The organism is Biomaibacter acetigenes, from assembly GCF_003691585.1.
Taxonomy (GTDB): domain Bacteria; phylum Bacillota; class Thermosediminibacteria; order Thermosediminibacterales; family Tepidanaerobacteraceae; genus Biomaibacter; species Biomaibacter acetigenes.
Map to the genome: position 1 here is coordinate 962580 of NZ_CP033169.1, position 17742 is coordinate 980321.

The 17742-nt window shown below is 43.2% G+C and carries 21 protein-coding genes and 1 pseudogene; 18 read left to right on the plus strand and 4 right to left on the minus strand.

Annotation, left to right across the window (positions count from 1 at the left end):
- The first annotated feature begins 264 nt into the window (after positions 1–264).
- Both D2962_RS19095 and D2962_RS19100 read left to right on the plus strand, forming a co-directional pair.
- The gene (locus D2962_RS19095) at positions 265–858 is read left to right on the plus strand and encodes an SDR family oxidoreductase (protein WP_122014286.1); all 594 of its coding nucleotides are present in this window, start codon (positions 265–267) and stop codon (positions 856–858) included.
- Positions 845–1219: a sugar nucleotide-binding protein gene (locus D2962_RS19100; protein ID WP_122014287.1), complete on the plus strand. Its 375-nt coding sequence runs from the start codon at positions 845–847 to the stop codon at positions 1217–1219. Before D2962_RS19095 ends, D2962_RS19100 begins: the two co-directional genes overlap by 14 nt.
- Here the strand turns inward: D2962_RS19100 and D2962_RS04665 are convergent.
- A complete protein-coding gene (locus tag D2962_RS04665; protein ID WP_122014288.1) occupies positions 1216–2178 on the minus strand; it encodes a magnesium transporter CorA family protein in 963 nt (320 codons plus the stop codon). The two genes, D2962_RS19100 and D2962_RS04665, sit on opposite strands and share 4 nt — an antisense overlap.
- A gap of 143 nt (positions 2179–2321) precedes the next feature.
- Here D2962_RS04665 and D2962_RS04670 point away from each other — a divergent pair, with 143 nt between their 5' ends.
- The 9 genes from D2962_RS04670 to D2962_RS04710 all read left to right on the plus strand — a co-directional run bounded on the left by D2962_RS04670 (position 2322) and on the right by D2962_RS04710 (position 9233).
- The gene (locus D2962_RS04670; RefSeq protein ID WP_122014289.1) at positions 2322–3467 is read left to right on the plus strand and encodes an alanine racemase; all 1146 of its coding nucleotides are present in this window, start codon (positions 2322–2324) and stop codon (positions 3465–3467) included.
- Between the two features lie 240 nt (positions 3468–3707).
- On the plus strand, positions 3708–4925 hold the full coding sequence (locus D2962_RS04675) for an ABC transporter substrate-binding protein (protein WP_122014290.1): 1218 nt from the start codon (positions 3708–3710) through the stop codon (positions 4923–4925).
- A gap of 77 nt (positions 4926–5002) precedes the next feature.
- Positions 5003–5881: a branched-chain amino acid ABC transporter permease gene (locus D2962_RS04680; protein WP_122014291.1), complete on the plus strand. Its 879-nt coding sequence runs from the start codon at positions 5003–5005 to the stop codon at positions 5879–5881.
- Between the two features lie 10 nt (positions 5882–5891).
- Positions 5892–6770 (plus strand): branched-chain amino acid ABC transporter permease, encoded by an 879-nt coding sequence (locus D2962_RS04685; RefSeq protein WP_122014292.1) that lies wholly within the window; start codon positions 5892–5894, stop codon positions 6768–6770.
- A 10-nt stretch (positions 6771–6780) separates the two neighbouring features.
- On the plus strand, positions 6781–7557 hold the full coding sequence (locus tag D2962_RS04690) for an ABC transporter ATP-binding protein (RefSeq protein WP_122014293.1): 777 nt from the start codon (positions 6781–6783) through the stop codon (positions 7555–7557).
- Entirely contained in the window at positions 7550–8287 is a 738-nt protein-coding gene (locus D2962_RS04695; RefSeq protein WP_120766494.1) for an ABC transporter ATP-binding protein, read from the plus strand. The genes D2962_RS04690 and D2962_RS04695 overlap by 8 nt, the downstream gene beginning before the upstream one ends.
- Before the next feature lie 85 nt (positions 8288–8372).
- Positions 8373–8615, plus strand: coding sequence for a small acid-soluble spore protein SspI (gene sspI, locus D2962_RS04700; RefSeq protein WP_245984904.1), 243 nt, complete (start codon positions 8373–8375; stop codon positions 8613–8615).
- Positions 8616–8744: 129 nt separating this feature from the next.
- Positions 8745–9011, plus strand: a complete 267-nt coding sequence (locus D2962_RS04705; RefSeq protein WP_120766493.1) for a hypothetical protein — start codon at positions 8745–8747, stop codon at positions 9009–9011.
- Between the two features lie 33 nt (positions 9012–9044).
- A complete protein-coding gene (locus D2962_RS04710; protein WP_120766492.1) occupies positions 9045–9233 on the plus strand; it encodes a hypothetical protein in 189 nt (62 codons plus the stop codon).
- Positions 9234–9330: 97 nt separating this feature from the next.
- Here the strand turns inward: D2962_RS04710 and D2962_RS04715 are convergent, their stop codons facing one another.
- Positions 9331–9567: a peptidoglycan-binding domain-containing protein gene (locus tag D2962_RS04715; protein WP_122014294.1), complete on the minus strand. Its 237-nt coding sequence runs from the start codon at positions 9565–9567 to the stop codon at positions 9331–9333.
- Between the two features lie 172 nt (positions 9568–9739).
- Here D2962_RS04715 and D2962_RS04720 point away from each other — a divergent pair, with 172 nt between their 5' ends.
- The 3 genes from D2962_RS04720 (at position 9740) to D2962_RS19105 (ending at position 12797) form a co-directional block, all read left to right on the plus strand.
- Entirely contained in the window at positions 9740–11365 is a 1626-nt protein-coding gene (locus tag D2962_RS04720) for a putative manganese-dependent inorganic diphosphatase (protein WP_122014295.1), read from the plus strand.
- A gap of 191 nt (positions 11366–11556) precedes the next feature.
- Entirely contained in the window at positions 11557–12660 is a 1104-nt protein-coding gene (locus D2962_RS04725) for a sodium ion-translocating decarboxylase subunit beta (protein WP_120766489.1), read from the plus strand.
- A gap of 20 nt (positions 12661–12680) precedes the next feature.
- Positions 12681–12797, plus strand: coding sequence for an OadG-related small transporter subunit (locus D2962_RS19105; RefSeq protein WP_281273737.1), 117 nt, complete (start codon positions 12681–12683; stop codon positions 12795–12797).
- A gap of 61 nt (positions 12798–12858) precedes the next feature.
- Here the strand turns inward: D2962_RS19105 and mobB are convergent, their stop codons facing one another.
- Entirely contained in the window at positions 12859–13362 is a 504-nt protein-coding gene (gene mobB, locus D2962_RS04730; RefSeq protein ID WP_120766488.1) for a molybdopterin-guanine dinucleotide biosynthesis protein B, read from the minus strand.
- A 590-nt stretch (positions 13363–13952) separates the two neighbouring features.
- On the opposite strand from mobB, the gene hisD reads away from it, so the two are divergent.
- From hisD to D2962_RS04745, 3 genes are read left to right on the plus strand one after another with little or no spacing between them, the layout of a single operon-like run.
- Entirely contained in the window at positions 13953–15221 is a 1269-nt protein-coding gene (gene hisD, locus D2962_RS04735) for a histidinol dehydrogenase (RefSeq protein ID WP_120766487.1), read from the plus strand.
- A gap of 11 nt (positions 15222–15232) precedes the next feature.
- A complete protein-coding gene (locus D2962_RS04740; RefSeq protein WP_120766486.1) occupies positions 15233–15379 on the plus strand; it encodes an APC family permease in 147 nt (48 codons plus the stop codon).
- Between the two features lie 57 nt (positions 15380–15436).
- Positions 15437–15631, plus strand: coding sequence for a hypothetical protein (locus D2962_RS04745; protein WP_120766485.1), 195 nt, complete (start codon positions 15437–15439; stop codon positions 15629–15631).
- An 81-nt stretch (positions 15632–15712) separates the two neighbouring features.
- Here D2962_RS04745 and D2962_RS18375 read toward each other — a convergent pair.
- A pseudogene (locus D2962_RS18375) lies at positions 15713–15996 on the minus strand (UPF0236 family transposase-like protein); the annotation flags it as partial.
- A gap of 134 nt (positions 15997–16130) precedes the next feature.
- Between D2962_RS18375 and D2962_RS04750 the strand changes: the two are divergent.
- Positions 16131–17534, plus strand: a complete 1404-nt coding sequence (locus D2962_RS04750; protein WP_120766484.1) for a sodium:solute symporter family protein — start codon at positions 16131–16133, stop codon at positions 17532–17534.
- The last annotated feature ends 208 nt before the right edge of the window (positions 17535–17742 follow it).

Genomic DNA, 17742 nt, shown 5'->3' on the forward strand with positions numbered 1-17742 from the left:
TCGATATGATACCGCAACCAAAAGGGATAATTACCGTAAAGATCCCAAGATCTAATAGATAGTTTGTTATACTTGCCGAAAAAGACATGAAATACCTATGAGGGCAATGATATGGAAAAATCTGTATTGTAGCGGAAAATTGGAAGTGTTACCAACCAGTTTGGAAAAAACAATCCTCATGTGGTACTACCCCCTCTATTAGCCTTTTGGAACAATTTTATGTTATTATAACAAAATTTTGATTGCTGGTCCAAGACTTATTTTATGAACCGAATGTTGGATAAAAATTTTGAATTATGTTATACTGGTATTAAAAGACACAGTAAAGGGAAGGGTGATACTTACTATGAGAGTTTTAGTTACCGGTGCATCGGGGCTTCTGGGAGAGGCCATCTGCAATGCCGTCCAAAAAATCATGAAGTAAGGGCGCTAAAAGGCAAAGCCGACGGGGATATCACCGATGCCGGGGATATTATTGGGAAAATAGATGATTTTAATCCGGATGTGGTAGTTCATGCCGCTGCCATAAAGGACCCGGATACTGCTGAAAAGGACCCGAGGATGGCGTATCTTGTAAACTGTATCGGTGTCAGGAATGTAGCCCTGGCGGCCCAAAAAATCGGGGCAAAGATGCTGTACATATCCACCGAGTCGGTGTTTGACGGGGAAAAGAGGGCGCCATATTATGAATATGAAAAGCCCAACCCGGTAAATGTCTACGGACAGACAAAGCTCATGGGAGAGCAAATTACCATGAGCCTCATAAAAAATTATTTTATCGTGCGCCTGCCGCTTCTGTTTGGATATACCGGCAAGCCTCAGGATAATATCATTTTAAAAAAACGTGGGCAAAATTAAAAATGGAGAAAAAGTGGTGGCTGGGGCCGACCAGTACAGCCAGCCCACTTATGTGGACATGGTGGCCGATGTCATTGCGAAGCTGATTGACACCGAATATTATGGTATATACCATGTTTCAAATTCCGGTTCAGCTTCAAGATACGAATTCCACAAGGCAGTGCTTGAATATTTAGGCATGGATGACTCCAATTTGATCCCGGCCTCGGATGTGAACATGAACCGGCCCGCTGTGAGACAACGGTATGTGGCCATGCACAACCTTGCTCTTGAAGCCACCCTTGGCATCAAGCTGCCGCCATGGGAGGAAGCCCTCAGAATGTGCCTCGATAAAATGAAATCCATGAATCTGGTACCTTAAAACATCTTCCACTTGATAAACACAATTACCGTCACAAGTGATATTACAAAAGACGCAATCAAAATACCGGCAAATGCAAAGGGGGACTGCTGGAACGGGATGGGCACATTCATACCGTATAAACTGGCAATCAGGGTTGGAATGGATAAAACGATGGTTATGGAAGTGAGGAATTTCATCACTATATTTAAATTGTTGGAAATTACCGAGGCATAAGCATCCATGGTACCGCTCAGGATACTGGAATAAATCTCACTCATTTCTATAGCCTGCTTATTCTCAGTGATCACATCTTCCAGCAAGTCCTCATCCTCTTCGTACATCTTTATAAGGCCGCTGTTTTCCGGCACATGTAGCCCTTTTAAGAGGCGGGATTTTAATAATTTTTCCATGACTATCTCATTGGCCTTAAGAGAAGTGGTAAAATAAACAAGGCTTTTTTCGAGCTTCAGGAGCTGGATGAGCTCTTCATTTTTCATGGACTGGTGAAGTCTTCTCTCAATCTCCTCACTTTTTTTGTCGATTTGTTTTAAGTACCTCAAATAATAGGCAGCGGTTTTAAAGAGTATCTGCAAAAGGAATCTTGTTTTTTTGTAGGTATAAAAATCCCTCTGCCGGATTTTTATAAACTCGTCCATAATGGGATTGTCATTAAGGCATACCGTTACGAAGCAATCTTCGGTGATGATAATCCCCAGCGGCAGGGTATCGTATATGTCATTGTTTACAACCGGAATTTTTATAATGACCAGTACATAGTTATCGTCATAATCGATACGGGAGCTTTCTTCCTCATCGAGGGCATATTTAATGACTTCAGCGGGTACCTGGCAGACATTGCCGGTATAAGACACCTCTTCATCGGTGGGATTGGTAATATGTATCCAGGAGCCCTTTTCGAAAATATTGTTTAGATTTTTCAGCCCTTCACCTTCAAAGGTCTTGTATATGGTAAGCATTTTTTCACCCCATTTTCATAGGAGTATTATACCATTTTTATTTTTAATGATTCAAATATTTTGTGGGTAACTATTCATCATATGTTTGAGGAAAAGTTACGCCGACTCAAGCAAGATGAATAGTACCCTACTGGAGGGATAGTATGGATATAAAAAATCTTTCCACACCGGTTTTTATGGTAGACCTGGATATTCTGGAATTTAACATTAAAGAAATGGCCAGCCTTTGCAAAAAAAATAATAAAGAGCTCTGGCCCATGGTAAAGACCCACAAGAGCACTCAAATAGCCAGGATGCAACAAGAGGCTGGAGCTAAAGGTTTTCTGGTAGGAACTCTGGATGAGGCGGAAAAACTTGCACAAGAAGGGTTTAAAAACATTATGCTGGCATATCCGGCAGCCGGGGAACAAAACGTTGCCAGGGTAATTAATACAGCTAAAAAGTCGCGGATTATCCTCAGCCTGGATGGCATGGATGCGGCGAAAGCCTTAAATGAAGCGGCAAAGTGCCATGGCCTGACTCTGGAATATCTCATCATAATCGACAGCGGCCTTCACCGCTTTGGGGTTTTGCCTGAAGAAGCGGTGAAACTGGCCAGTAATTTATCGGTTTTGGAGTATCTAAAGCTAGTCGGTATAGGCACCCATCCCGGCCATGTATATGGTGCCTCAAGCTCCGAGGAAGTCAAAAAAGTTGCCGACGAAGAGATGACAGCCATGAAGCAGGCAAGGGAAAATATGGAAAGAGCTGGATTCAGAATTAACATTGTGGCGACCGGCAGCACTCCAACGGCGATATATGCCGCTAAAGATGAAAATATTACAGCACTCCGCCCGGGCAATTATGTATTTTATGACAACATCCAGATGGCTTTAGGCGTTGTTCCGGAATCGAGGTGTGCTCTCGCCGTGCTGGGCACAATTATATCGCATCCCAGGGAAGATATTTTTATCATAGATGTGGGCAGCAAATGTCTGGGGCTTGATAAAGGTGCCCACGGCATCTCACTGGTAAAGGGGTATGGCTTAATAAAAGACCATCCGGAGCTTTTGATAACTGATCTTTCAGAGGAAGTAGGGAAAATAAAGATAATAGGTGACACCAAAGTCAAAGTAGGAGATAAACTGCAGGTGATTCCTAACCACGCCTGCTCCACCGCCAATATGACGGATTATCTCATAGGCCATAGAAAAGGCGAAATTGAAAGGGCCATATATATCGATATACGTGGAGGTTCCTTCAGGAACCCGTCGGTGAACGATTTATTTTGCTTAAAGAGCAGGATTTAGAAAAAAGGTGTAGAATATATAATAAATAAAAAAGATTCAGCATAAATTTTACGGATGAAGTTACCAGAAAAAATATACTTGACAGAGATATGCATGATTATTAAAATTAACGTATGATTATGCATCCGGATTTTATCAGTAAAACCTAGAGCAAGAATAGATGAAAGGGGGGTTAAAGCCGGCAGAAAAAACATAATTTAATACCAAGTTTAATATTTCAAGAAAAATCGGAGGTGCATTATGAGAAAATTCTGGGGGATCTTTTTAGTTTTAGTGCTGGTAGTTTCTATGGTGGCTGTTGGATGCGGCCAGAAGCAGGAACCTGCCAAGGAGGAACAAAAAGCCCAGGAGGCTCCCAAGGAAGAAGCCAAACAGGAAACTACAGGTGATGTGGTAAAAGTCGGATGGATCGGTTCTTTGACAGGGGACCAGGCTGTTTGGGGCCAGTGCGAATTTAACACAGTTAAGATGCTGGTGGAGGAAATTAATGCCCAAGGTGGCCTTCTGGGCAAAAAGCTGGAGGCCATAGGATATGATACCCGGGGCGACGCCATGGAAGCGGTGAATGCCGTGAGACGTCTCACCAGCCAGGATAAAGTGGTGGCTATTATAGGCCCCAATGCCAGCGGCCAGGCCATACCCATTTCCACGGTGCTAGAGGAAATGAAGGTCCCGGATATTGCGACGGTAGCCACCAATCCCAAGGTTACTGTGGTCGACGGAAAGACAAAACCCTTCAACTTCCGGGTTTGCTTTATAGACCCCTATCAAGGCGCCGTTGCGGCAGGATATGCCGTCGATGTGCTGAAATTCAAGAAAGCTGCGGTGCTCTATGATGTAGCCGATGATTATTCCCAGGGGTTGACCGAGTTTTTCATCAAGACCTTCACCGAAAAGGGCGGAGAAATAGTGGCAAAAGAAGCCTTCAAATCGGGGGATACCGACTTCCGGCCCCAGCTTTCCAAGATAAAAACCGCCAACCCCGATATCATTTTTATGCCCTATTTCTTTAAGGAAGTGGCTCTTAGCGCCAATCAGGCCCGGGAACTGGGCATCAAGGCCGTTCTCATGGGCGGAGACGGCTGGCCTTCTGAAGTGCTTCTGGAGATGGCCAGGGATGCGGTGAACGGCAGCTACTTCGTAAATCACGTAGACTTTGACGACCCAGCGGTGCAGGACTTCAAGAACAGGTACATGAAAAAGTATGATAGAAAAGTGGAGTTGAACGGCTATCTGGCCCATGATGCGTTTCTAATGTTTGTAGACGCGGTAAAGAGAGCCAACAGTTTCGACCCGGTGGCGATTCGCGATGCCCTGGAGACCACCAATATTCAGGGTATTACGGGCAATATAAAGATAGGCAAAGATACCCACAACCCCGAGGGCAAAGAAGCCGCCATTATAAAGATAGTTGACGGTAAGTACGTATTCCAGCAAAAATATTCTCCAAGCAAATAATTTGAGGTTCGAAGTTAGAAGTTTTCAAACTTCTAACTTCGAACATTTAATATGTACGTAGTGAAGGAGCGATACCCTTGATTCAATTTTTGCAGCAGATGATAAACGGTCTGTCTATTGGCAGTGTATATGCTCTCATGGCCGTTGGTTATTCCCTGGTATACAGCATCATGAACTTTTCCAATTTTGCCCATGGCGGTATAATAATGCTGGGAGCTTATTTTGGTTTTTTCTTTTTAACGTTGTTTAACTGGCCTTTTGCCATGGCTTTTCTTGGCGCTGCCATTTGTGCGGCCATCCTGGCAGTGCTGGTGGAAAGAGTGGCGTATAAGCCCTTGAGGATGCGCAATGCGCCGTTTTTATATTTCATCATATCGGCTATGGGGGCCTCCATGTTCATAGAAAACTTTGTCATAGCCACCATAGGCCCTACTTTCAAGACTTATCCCACCGTGTTTTCCCGGGAACCCTTCCGTTTAGGCCCACTCTTTATTGGCAGGCTCGATACCATGATGTTTGTCATTTCTGCCATATGCCTTGCGGCATTAATTTATTTCATCGATTTTACTAAAATGGGAAAAGCCATTCAGGCCACCGCCTTCAACCCTAGAGCCAGCGCTCTGATGGGTATTAATACAGACCTCATAATCATTACGGTCTTTGCCATAGGCGGGTTTCTAGCTGGCATTGCAGGAGTGCTTTTTGGTATGAAGTACACAGTTTACCCTCAGATAGGATTTATAACCATAAAATCCTTTATAGCGGCGGTTTTCGGCGGCCTGGGAAGCCTTCCCGGGGCGGTGATAGGTTCGGTGATCCTGGGCGTTTTGGAGACGCTGATTTCGGGATATTTTTCATCACAGTTCCGGGACCTTATTTCCTTCAGCCTGCTCATCTTTATCCTGGTGTTCAGGCCCATAGGGCTGATGGGTAAATCCACGGAGGAAAAGGCATAGGAGGGATAGCATGGACTGGTTTTACATCAAAGGCATCCTCATATTGTCCGGCATAAACCTCATGGCGGTTCTGGGGCTTTCCCTCCTGACGGGGTTTACGGGCCTTTTTTCCTTCGGTCATGCGGGCTTCATGGCCATAGGGGCATATACTGCGGCAGCAATGGGAATAAAACTGGGGTTGCCTCTTATTCCATCACTTTTAATCGGTGGACTGGCTGCCGGGATTTTCAGCCTCTTTATCGGTAAATTGACCCTCAACCTGAAAGGCGACTATTTCTGCATCGCCACCCTGGGATTTGGCGAAGCCATCCGCCTGATCCTGGACAATGTCCAGTATTTCGGCGGTGCGCGGGGGTGGCCGGGGATTCCGCTTAAGATAGATTTGTGGAATGTGATTATAATAAACGTTGTTGGAATTCTTATCCTCATAAATCTCATAAATTCCCGCCATGGGCGGAATATGATTGCCATTCGAGAGGAAGAACTGGCCGCTAAAACCATAGGGATAGATACTTTTAAATACAAGATGATTTCTCTCTTTATAAGCGCCGTATATGCGGGCATAGCCGGCGGCATGGTGGGATATTATACGGGGTTTTTGCAGCCCAAAATGTTCAGCATGAACAAATCCACCGAACTTACCATCATAGTAATCTTCGGCGGTATAGGCAGCATTTCCGGCAGTGTGCTGGGGGCCCTATTCCTGACAGCTCTGCCCGAAATATTGAGGGCTTTTGCGTTGTGGAGGCTGGTAGCCTACGGAGCGGCAGTTATTTTCATAATGATAAGCAGGCCTGAAGGGCTTATGGGTGGAAAAGAGATTACTCTAAAAGGTATTATGAGGCTGCTGAGGCTGAAAAACCGTCCCGGAAAAGCTGCCGAGGGTTAGGAGGTATAAAATGGAAATGCTCGAGATGAAAAATGTGACCAAAACATTTGGCGGTCTGACCGCCGTTGAAAAGGTTAATTTTATGGTGAAGAAAGGTTCCATTTCGGGTCTTATCGGCCCTAACGGGGCGGGAAAAACCACCATATTTAATCTCATAACAGGCATCTATAAAGTTACCGAGGGGGAAATTATTTTTAAAGGGATACCCATTCAAAATCTTGAGCCTCATAGGATAGCAAGCATGGGTATCACCCGTACTTTCCAGAACATCCGGCTCTTTAAAAAACTATCGGTATATGACAACATCCTGACTGCATGTCACCACAATGCCGGGTATAATTTAATAGAATCGGTATTGAGGCTGGGAAGATTTAAAAAAGAAGAAAAAGATTTAAGGCAGGATACCGAGAATTTAATGGAAATAATGGGCCTCGCCAAGTGGCGGGACCATGCTGCCCACAGCCTGCCCTATGGCCTGCAGCGCCGCCTGGAGATAGCCCGGGCCCTGGCGGTAAAGCCGGAGCTGCTGCTTTTAGATGAGCCCGCAGCTGGTATGAATCCCGACGAAACCCTCCAGTTGATGAACCTTATCCGGGAGATAAGGGACAAATTTAAGTGTACAATTTTCATAATAGAGCACCACATGGACCTGGTGATGGGAATATGTGAAAACATCATGGTGCTCAACTTCGGCAGGAAGCTCACCGAGGGTCCGCCTGAAAAAGTGCAGCGGGACCCGCAAGTCATACAGGCTTATCTGGGAGAGGGGGCGAAACTGGGTGCTTAAGGTAGAAAACCTTCATGTGTATTACGGAGGCATTCACGCCCTCAAGGGAATTGATATTTCGGTGGAAAAAGGCGAGATAGTGACCATTATAGGAGCCAACGGAGCCGGAAAATCCACGCTGCTCAATACCATATCCGGGCTTGTAAGGAGCAGGGAAGGCAGGATTATTTTTAAAGGCAGCCTCCTGCGACCGGTGCCCCATCATATTGTGATGAAGGGCATCTGCCAGGTCCCGGAAGGAAGGCTGGTTTTTGCAAACCTTACCGTGAAAGATAATCTCCTGTTAGGAGCCTATCTACGAAAGGATAAAAACATAAAAAAAGATCTGGAGAAAGTTTACGAACTTTTCCCGAGGCTTGCGGAAAGGCAAAAACAGCTGGCTGGAACCCTTTCCGGAGGCGAACAGCAGATGCTGGCCATGGGCAGGGGTCTCATGAGCAATCCGGAGCTCATGCTTCTGGATGAGCCATCCCTGGGCCTTGCGCCCATTCTGGTGGATACCATCTTTACCGTCATACAGGATATCAAAAAAATCGGTAAGACCATACTTCTGGTGGAGCAAAATGCCTATAAAGCCCTTTCCACCGCCGACAGGGCTTATGTGCTGGAACAGGGGAAGATAGTCAAGGCCGGGAAGGCCGCGGATCTCATCAAAGACCCTACCATTCAGGAATCATATCTGGGGCAAAAAGCAGAGGCCGGAGACCGGAAGTCAGAGGTCGGATTTTAGACTTTGAAGTTGGAAAGATTTAAAATGTATTTTCGAGGATAAAATAAAATATGTATAGAAGGGAATTATAAGTAGAGAAGAATATATGAAAGGTAGGGATAAGATGACGGCACTTGATATTCGAAGCCTGGTACTGAAGAACCTGGCGGGCAGCACTCGGGAAGAAGTAGAGGGCTATATCACCGAAACCATTGAGACCCGGGAAGAAGAGGCCCTTCCCGGTATGGGGATCCTCTTTGAGACGGTATGGCAAAAATCTAACGACAACGAGAGAAGCAGCATGATGGATAAGATTATGGAGACCATAAACAACCAACCTACGTCTTAAACTAAACTTAAAAAGATTATTTCAAAGCTCCGGCCTTAAAACCGGAGTTCTTTTTTGTTTTAAACATAACATTTTAAGGAAGATATTCATATATTGTATTAGACCAGAAAGAAGGGGGGAAAAACACGGATGGACTGGTATCATGGCATTCACAAGGCCTATGAAATAGATCTTGAAGAAATCCGGATTTTAGCCGAAGTGGCGAGAACAGCTCCGCCTCCGGTAGCCCACAGTGTGTTGAGGTTTATAATGGATGAAGTAATGGAAGCCATGCACTGGCATATGATGCTCATGATGAGACCTGGATATGCTGAGCCACATTATGAATACGACTATGAACATCCGTCGTATGGTGCTCCATACACGGCTGAAGATAAAAAGGAAGATGATAAGTAAACCGGAAACAATGAAGTAAAAGGAGGGATGAAGATGGACTGGAGAGAGGGGCTCAACAGGATTCTAAGACTGGATGAACAGGAACTAGCTCTCTGGGAAAATTTGATGATGACGGCACCCAATGAGAGCATGAGGCGGATGCTCAGAAATGCGATAGCCCGTGAAAGAGAAGAAATGCGCATGATAAGGGAATTGATGATGGGTGGGCCTATGGACCCATAAACTCATTCTTTGACATAAAATGGTAAACCGGGGTGGCTTAAAGCTCCGGTTTATTATATATATTTATGAAAGAAATCCGCTTTCGCAGCGGATTTTTTCAGGGAATCAGTTTTTCGAGCATGTCATAAGTTTGCGGGCCTACTATGCCGTCTACCTTTAATTTATTATCTTTTTGAAACTGCATTACAGCCTTTTCGGTAAGAGGGCCAAAAATGCCGTCTATAGGACCCACATTATAACCCAGGCTTTGCAGCTTGCTCTGAAGCTCCCTTACGTCGTTTCCCCGCATGCCCCGGTGTAAAATCCTGCTGCCAAATTCATACTGAAAGTCCATGGCTAAATCCCTCCTCTACGCTTTCAATATATAATATTTCAAAGACTTGCCCTTGTTGCTTCGATACGTTATAATTTTTTATACGACGGCTTATTTTATTGATGGCTTATTTTATTCTTGAAGCGAAGCCGGAGTGCTAAGGGTGATTTACTTTGACAAAAGAGGAGAGTTCATGAATACCGTATATGTTATAGGACATAAAAATCCCGACACGGATTCCATATGCTCGGCTATAGTTTATGCTGAATTTAAACGCATGTTGAGAAAGGAGTATAATTTTATATCCGGAAGGCTGGGGCCAATAAATAGGGAAACACAGTTCGTGCTGGACTATTTTAAAGTGCCAGAACCGGAACTCATTGAAAATGTCTACACCCAGGTAACCGACATTACTTTTGACAGACCTATCAATATTTTAAAGGATTCACCGCTATCGGAAACATGGGAAACCATGATGAAACATAATGCGCGGACTGTCAATATTGTCGATGAAAACGGAAAATTTATAGGTCTTGCAACCCTGGGGGATATTGCTAAGGCATATTTGGAGTCATCCGGGGATTTTTCAAAATTCAAAGTGCCCATGCAAAATATTTTAAAGACCCTGGATGGAAAAGCCATACTCATGAATGATGACTTTTTCAGTGGAAATATTGTGGTGGCTGCCATGCAAGCTGGCGATGTAAAAAAACGGCTGAGAAAGGGCGACTTGCTGATTACGGGCAACAGGGAAGATGTTCAACTTCTGGCAGTGGAATATGGTGCCAGGGTTCTTGTTATAACCGGAAATCATGATGTATCGGAACTGGTCTTTGAAAGGGCCGGGCAGAAGGGTGTTAATATAATAAAAGTTCCCCATGACACTTTCGATACTGTTAAGCTCATCAATCAGAGCATTCCCGTCCATTACATTATGAAAAACGATGGACTTATTGTCTTTAGCACTAATGATTTAATAGATGATGTCAAAGAGGTTATGTTGAAACACAAGTACAGGAATTTTCCAATTCTGGACCAAAGCCAAAAACCCGCAGGCATGCTGGCAAGACGGCATATACTTGATCATGCTCGTAAAAATGTTATCCTGGTGGATCATAACGAAAGGTCCCAGTCGGTAAAAGGCCTTGAGGAGGCCATGATACTGGAGATCATCGATCATCACAGGATCGGCTGCATAGAGACTGACCAACCCATTGTTTTTATCAACCGTCCTGTGGGCTGCACTGCCACGATAATATTTGGACTTTACGAGCAGAAAGGAATAACTCCGGATAAAACTATGGCGGGATTGATGTGTGCCGCCATATTGTCTGATACCCTTGTTTTCAAATCCCCCACATGCACTCAAGAAGACATCAATGCCGCAAAAAGGCTGGCGAAAATTGCCGGCATTGATATAGAGCAGTTTTCTTCGGCCATGTTCCAGGCGGGCACATCGCTGGAAGGCAAGAGCGAAGAAGAAATTTTTTACACCGATTTTAAAGATTTTAATATAGGCAAATATAAAATAGGTGTCAGCCAGGTAAATATATCTCAAAAAATCTCCGAATCTTTGAAGAGCCGGATGATAAAATTTATGGAAAAACTTAAGGCTGAGAGGAACTATGACCTGCTATTCTTGATGCTTACGGATATAATCACGCAGGGTTCGGAATTTTTATACGTGGGTGAGCATAAAGAACTGCTCAGCAGGGCTTTTGATGTGGAAATAAAAGGGGAAAGCTTTTACCTCCCCATGGTGGTCTCCAGGAAAAAGCAGGTCATACCCAGGATTATATCCGCAATAAATTCATATTAACATATAAAAGCTCCGGTTTTTATCCGGAGCTTTTTAAAAGCTGAAAAAAGAGTTCAAGATAATAATCGGTTAAAAATCGACTAAATACAGGTAAAACAATAATATTTAGATAAAATTCCGATTTACTTTTACTTGCCGTAAAATAAATTATACTGTACAATGTATACAAATAAAATTGGGAGGTATAAAACTTGGAGGAACTGCTCTATGGCTTATACAATCTAAGTATTTATCAAGTAATAATGTTCATAATAGGCGGAGCATTGATCTATCTTGCCATCAAGAAAGAGTACGAGCCAATGCTTTTGTTGCCCATAGGGTTTGGAGCAATACTCGCCAATATACCTTTTTCTTCGGCAGTGGGAAAAGAAGGCTTTTTAAGTCTGCTTTTTCATGCCGGGATTTTGACGGAACTTTTCCCCATACTCATTTTTATAGCAGTAGGGGCTATGATCGACTTTAAACCGTTGCTGCAACAGCCTTTCATGCTTTTTTTCGGAGCAGCGGCTCAATTCGGCATATTTTTTACTATGGCCATGGCGGCTTTGCTTGGGTTCAACCTTAAAGAGGCGGCATCCATCGGCATCATCGGCGCCGCCGATGGTCCTACATCCATCTATGTGGCCACCAGGTTCGCACGGCATTTACTCGCACCCATTTCGGTGGCGGCGTATTCTTACATGTCTCTTGTCCCTATCATTCAGCCTCCGGTCATAAGGATTTTGACTACACCGGAAGAAAGAAAGATACATATGAAACCCAATTTTGGCAGAAAGATATCCAGCACTGTAGAGATCCTATTCCCAATAGTTACAACCATAGTTGCGGGAGTTCTTGCACCCATAAGTGTAGCTCTTATAGGTTCCCTCATGTTCGGAAATCTTATACGAGTATCAGGTGTGCTTGAAAGGTTATCAAAGGCCGCTCAGAACGAGCTCGCAAATCTTGTTACCCTTCTTCTGGGTATTACCATAGGCTCCACCATGACTGCGGAACAGTTTTTGAATGCTTCAACTCTTATGATTATAGGCATGGGCCTGGTGGCTTTCGTTTTTGATACCGCAGGCGGGGTCATCTTTGCAAAAATACTAAACATATTTTTAAAAGACAAGGTAAATCCCATGGTGGGTGCATGTGGTATTTCTGCGTTTCCTATGTCAGCCAGGGTCATTCAAAAGATGGCCCAGCAGGAAGATCCATCCAATTTTGTGCTCATGCAGGCGGTGGGTGCCAATGTGGCAGGCCAGATAGGGTCCATCATAGCGGGCGGTCTAATTTTAACTCTTGTAAAATAATATGGTAGGAGGTGGAGAACATGAGTGTGTTTTTTGAAACCCTTCGGATTATGGGCATGGGAATGACAGGTATTTTTGTTTCCATACTGCTCTTCTACGGTCTGATATTAACTATGATAAAAATTTTTCCAAGGTAAATGAGAAAAAAAATAGACTGAGGGACAGCACTTTCACAAAAAGACTTTTTAAAATCAATAATTATAATGTATCTATGGTCCTGTCGATGTAATGCTGAATTTCTGCTGCTATACCTTCTGCGTCGTCTATATCATAACAGGGCACTCCCACATCTAATCTTACATCGCTGGCAATGGCAATGAGCTCCTCTGGTTTTGACAAAAGCTGCTTGCTAACTTCCGATCTAAAGACTTCGATCTTTGGCTTATTTTCTTTTTTGTACCCTTCTGTTAAAATCAGATCTACACCGGATATCCTGGAGACGATTTCATCCAGGGTTATTTCTTTTTGGAGCTTTTCTATAAGGGCAAATTTTTCAAAAGAGGATAGGGCAACTATATCTGCCCCAGCCTTTGCATGCCGCCAGGAATCCTTACCCGGTTTATCGATCTCAAACTCATGGGCGTGTTTTATGATAGCAATTCTTAAGCCTCGTTTTTTTAGCTCTTTTATGACTTTTTCAAGTAAAGTGGTCTTCCCTGTTCCGGACTTTGCTACAAAAGAAATAACCGGTATATCACTCATGAAAATACCCCCTTCCCAGCATCTTTGATCATGATTATGTATTACACTGCCAATCAAAATAATAATAGGTTAAACTTATTCATATGTCAATGTGAAAGTTACTATGTTTAAGTTTACTTTCTCATGTTAATTTATTATTAAGTAAAACGGGTAATATTGCATTTTTTAATTATCAATACTATTATAATAAATAATATTGCCATGATAAGTAGCAGGATTGCCCTCGGGACAGTTACATTTCATCAAAATGAATCCCTGTCAAAATACCATGGTACTTGCGACAGAATATCACCCAAAGGAATATTATTTTACATTTGTGGGACAAGCAACAAAATATGACAGTTGATGTGCCGATCATGTGAGCTTTATCGTGCTGACAAAAAATGTAAAGCCTTAAGTCTATGTAAGATCTACCCAAAGCAGCGTTTTTAAAAAAGGATGCGGTTCAGAAAACGTGGAGGTAAATCTTAAAAACATAGGCCTAAGAGATAAAATAACTGTAATGCAGTTGGGAGGTGTTATATATACGTGCATGGTGCAAGAAAACAGTCCTCGTAATTTAAAATTATAAAAAAGAGGAGTGCACAAAAGTGATTAAGTTAAAAGAACCCGCTATAACCAAAGACCAAAGGGATAAGTCTATCCAACAAAAAGTTGCCGAAATCATAGACAAAGTTAAAAGGGAAGGCGACAAAGCTTTAAGAGAATACAACATATTATTTGATGGATGTGACAGGGAAAATTACATAGTCACTAAAGAAGAAATAGATAAGGCCTTTCAAGAGGTAAGCAGTGATATCATAAATGATCTGCGCTTTGCCGCCCACAACATAGAAGAATTTGCCAGAAGGCAAAAAGAAACCATAAAGTCTTTGGAAGAAAAAGAAATAATGCCAGGAGTGTTTTTAGGACACAGGACTATTCCTGTGAGATCATGTGCTTGTTACGTGCCGGGGGGAAGATACCCATTGCCGTCATCGGCATTGATGTCCATAATTCCGGCAAAAGTGGCCGGTGTTAAGAGGGTCATAACCTGTTCACCTCCGGCCAAAGATACAAAGACTATAAACCCTTTCACATTAGTGGCCATGAGTATAGCCGGAGCCGATGAGATATATGTCATGGGGGGAGTTCAAGCCATAGCGGCATTTACCTATGGCACAAAAACCATCACACCCGTGGAAAAGATCGTAGGACCGGGCAATCAATACGTAACAGAGGCAAAGCGTCAGGTGAGCGGTGAGGTGGGCATAGATTTTTTAGCAGGTCCCAGTGAGGTAGTGGTCATTGCTGATAAAACCGCCAATCCTGTAAACATTGCCGCAGACCTGTTGGCCCAATCGGAACACGATCCGCAAGCCCGGGGCATATTGCTGTGCACCGATGAAGCCATAGGTAAAGCTGTTATAAAGCAGGTAGAGGATTTTCTTTTCGATTTGTCCACGGCCGATATAGCCCGTCAGGCATGGATCAACAATGGTCAGGTTACCGTCTTTGATACCCTGGAAGAGGCAATAGATACGGCCAATGAAATTGCTCCAGAACACCTGGAACTCCAGGTGCAAAGCCCTGACGAAGTGGTGCCTAAATTGACAAATTACGGTTCACTGTTCATTGGAGAAAAAGCCGCGGAGGTCTTTGGAGATTATGTTTCCGGGACCAATCACATATTGCCTACCATGAGAGCAGCAAGATACACCGGCGGAGTATGGGTGGGCACTTTCATCAAGATCGCGACAAATCAACGTTTGACAGATGAAGGGGTAAAAGCCATTGCGCCGGTGGCATCGAGATTGGCACATCTTGAAGGCTTATATGCGCATAAGCTTGCCGCCGATGTGAGATTAAAAAATATGTGAGGAGGGGTAGCATGGGCAGTAATTCTAATGGTGGAGACTTGTTACCAATAAATCCCAGCATTGGTGCACCGGCCAGATATTTATTCGGCATGGCTAGAGATGGAGTATTATCGCCGATTTTTGCAAAACTCCATGAAAAGTATAAAGCCCGTATGTAGCGGAGACATCCGAATTTATCCAGACCATACAAAGCCCCCGCCGGAATAGCAGGTGCGATGATAAGCATCATCGCTTATCTAATAATGATGACACAGCTGCCGAAAGATGGTATAAAAACAGGCATTATATGGTGCGCTGTGGGGCTCGCGTTTTATTTCATAAGAAATTATGCAAAAAGAGGATCTGATAATACACCGGATGTGAAAGAAGAAGATATATTGAGCGAAATTATCCCGGAAATGCCGTCATAGCCTGTCATGGATCAGTTGAATAAAGATACCGCCTATGGAAGAACATTGTAGGCATTGCTTTTTTAGCTGCACTATTGCTTTATGTTTTTCCTTATATGTGATATCTCCAAATTCTGTTGTCACTGTCCTTTGAAAGTCTTTTTGAATCACCATCCAGTTTTCCTTTTCTTGTTTTTTCTTTATATATTTTTTTTATCATATATTTTTTTATCAAGTTCGTGAAGTAATTCTGTACAGATTTCTCCCCAGATCATTTAACATTTTTTCGGTTCCATTTCAAATTCTGGATAGGTATATTTGCCATCCAGCAAGTCAATTATTTTTTCTCCGGTAAGCAGCTTTATTATATTAAATTGGTAACATATTAATACAGAAAATTCATACAACAGCAAAATAATGCTAATTTTTAAGTTTTAGTTTAGAGGAAAATATATAATTATATAGAAAAAATTTAAAATAAAAATTAAAAACATAAATTAAATTAAGGGGGAAGATGGGAATGATTCTGTTTATTGTTATTCTTTACATGGCTTTAATGTTATTTGTCGGTTGGTGGTGCAGTAAATATTATATCAATGGCATGACAGATTTCTTGCTAGCGGGCAGGAGACTCGGAATATGGCTCCTGGCTGGAACGCTGGCGGCCACCCACTTTGGTGGAGGAGCAGTTATGGGTGGAGGTGAATATGGTTTTAATTATGGTATATCCGGTGCATGGTACGGCGTATCCTGCGGCATAGGTTTATTACTCCTGGCATTTATGACTGCCAGTAAATTCAGAGACCTCTCCCTATACACGGTACCTGATTATCTTGAACAAAGATATGGTGGCAAGACAGTTAGGGTCCTCGGAGCAATACTTTCATTGATAGCTCTTGTTGGCATCCTTGCGGCCCAGGTACTTTCAGCAAAAGGTGCACTGGGTATTCTCGGCATAAAAGGTAATGCCGGAGCAATCATAGCCACGTTGGTATTTATAGTCTATACTACTTCGGGGGGATTATGGGCTGCTACCATTACAGACTTCGTTCAAATAATACTTGCTGCAATTGGCGTCATTATAGCCAGCGCCGTGGTTTTAGCAAAAACCGGCGGATTTGGCGGGCTTTCTGCAATGCTTGTGACAAAAGGTGCCGAAGCAGGTTACTTTAATATCTGGGGCATGGGTACAGCCAGCATTATGTGGGTTTTACTTCCCACTGTTATGTATACCCTCATAGGTCAGGATTTTTACCAGAGGCTTTTTGCTGCAAAAGACGCAAAAGTTGCAAGAAATGCTTCAATCGTGGGTGGGATAGTACTTGTCATCGTGAGCTTCTTCCCAGCTATCATAGGTATGGGTGCCAGAGCCCTTTCAAATATTGATGAGGCCGGCATGTCGGTACCATGGGTTATGGAAAACTTACTGCATCCGGTAATAGGCGGCATTGTGCTGGCGGCAATATTAGCTGCCATCATGTCTACTGCCGATTCTCTTTTAACTGCGGCCGCTTCTCATATAGTAAAAGACCTTTGGGTAGAGACTTTCAAGCTAGATGAAGTAAAAGATGAAAAGAGACTTCTTAATATTTCAAGAAACTTTACTTTTTTAATCGGCATATTGTCTTTGATAATAGCTCTGCTGGTGCCTGGGATAATCGATGCCCTTATTTACTCCTATACCATGTATACCGCCGGGGTATTTATCCCCGTGATTGGCGGTGTCTTATGGAAAGGTGCTACCAGGGCCGGTGCCCTATCATCCCTTATAGGTGGTTCAATAGTGGCCCTTTGTGGAATACTTTCTAAAGCCAATATTTTTGGCGCACCGGCAGAAATATATGCTGCCCTGGTTTCACTGGTGATCTTTGTGGTGGTGTCACTAGCCACCCAGAAAAAGCTGGTTGATGGAATAACGAAGTAAATTCGTGTAGCTTATTTCTATATCAGAATAATCCATGCCGTACAGAGGTATAAAACTGCATATATAAAATTTCAAAACCAACTAAATAGGTTTTAAGGGAAACCCCTTCGAAATTTGAGACTCGAGTTTCGAAATGAACATCGAAAAGGGTTTCCCTTAATTCACTTTTAAGGGTCATTTACGATGTTAAAGCATCACAGTATCTCTA

Coding starts and splice junctions, on each gene's coding strand:
- D2962_RS04715 (WP_122014294.1), bottom strand. CDS start 9,567: ATGGACTTTCAGTATGAATTTGGCAGCAGGATTTTACACCGGGGCATG.
- D2962_RS04670 (WP_122014289.1), top strand. CDS start 2,322: ATGGATATAAAAAATCTTTCCACACCGGTTTTTATGGTAGACCTGGAT.
- sspI (WP_245984904.1), top strand. CDS start 8,373: ATGAAAGGTAGGGATAAGATGACGGCACTTGATATTCGAAGCCTGGTA.
- D2962_RS04665 (WP_122014288.1), bottom strand. CDS start 2,178: ATGCTTACCATATACAAGACCTTTGAAGGTGAAGGGCTGAAAAATCTA.
- D2962_RS04750 (WP_120766484.1), top strand. CDS start 16,131: ATGATTCTGTTTATTGTTATTCTTTACATGGCTTTAATGTTATTTGTC.
- D2962_RS04745 (WP_120766485.1), top strand. CDS start 15,437: ATGATAAGCATCATCGCTTATCTAATAATGATGACACAGCTGCCGAAA.
- D2962_RS04740 (WP_120766486.1), top strand. CDS start 15,233: ATGGGCAGTAATTCTAATGGTGGAGACTTGTTACCAATAAATCCCAGC.
- D2962_RS04675 (WP_122014290.1), top strand. CDS start 3,708: ATGAGAAAATTCTGGGGGATCTTTTTAGTTTTAGTGCTGGTAGTTTCT.
- D2962_RS19095 (WP_122014286.1), top strand. CDS start 265: ATGAACCGAATGTTGGATAAAAATTTTGAATTATGTTATACTGGTATT.
- D2962_RS04710 (WP_120766492.1), top strand. CDS start 9,045: ATGGACTGGAGAGAGGGGCTCAACAGGATTCTAAGACTGGATGAACAG.
- D2962_RS19105 (WP_281273737.1), top strand. CDS start 12,681: ATGAGTGTGTTTTTTGAAACCCTTCGGATTATGGGCATGGGAATGACA.
- D2962_RS04685 (WP_122014292.1), top strand. CDS start 5,892: ATGGACTGGTTTTACATCAAAGGCATCCTCATATTGTCCGGCATAAAC.
- D2962_RS04705 (WP_120766493.1), top strand. CDS start 8,745: ATGGACTGGTATCATGGCATTCACAAGGCCTATGAAATAGATCTTGAA.
- D2962_RS04720 (WP_122014295.1), top strand. CDS start 9,740: ATGAATACCGTATATGTTATAGGACATAAAAATCCCGACACGGATTCC.
- D2962_RS04690 (WP_122014293.1), top strand. CDS start 6,781: ATGGAAATGCTCGAGATGAAAAATGTGACCAAAACATTTGGCGGTCTG.
- mobB (WP_120766488.1), bottom strand. CDS start 13,362: ATGAGTGATATACCGGTTATTTCTTTTGTAGCAAAGTCCGGAACAGGG.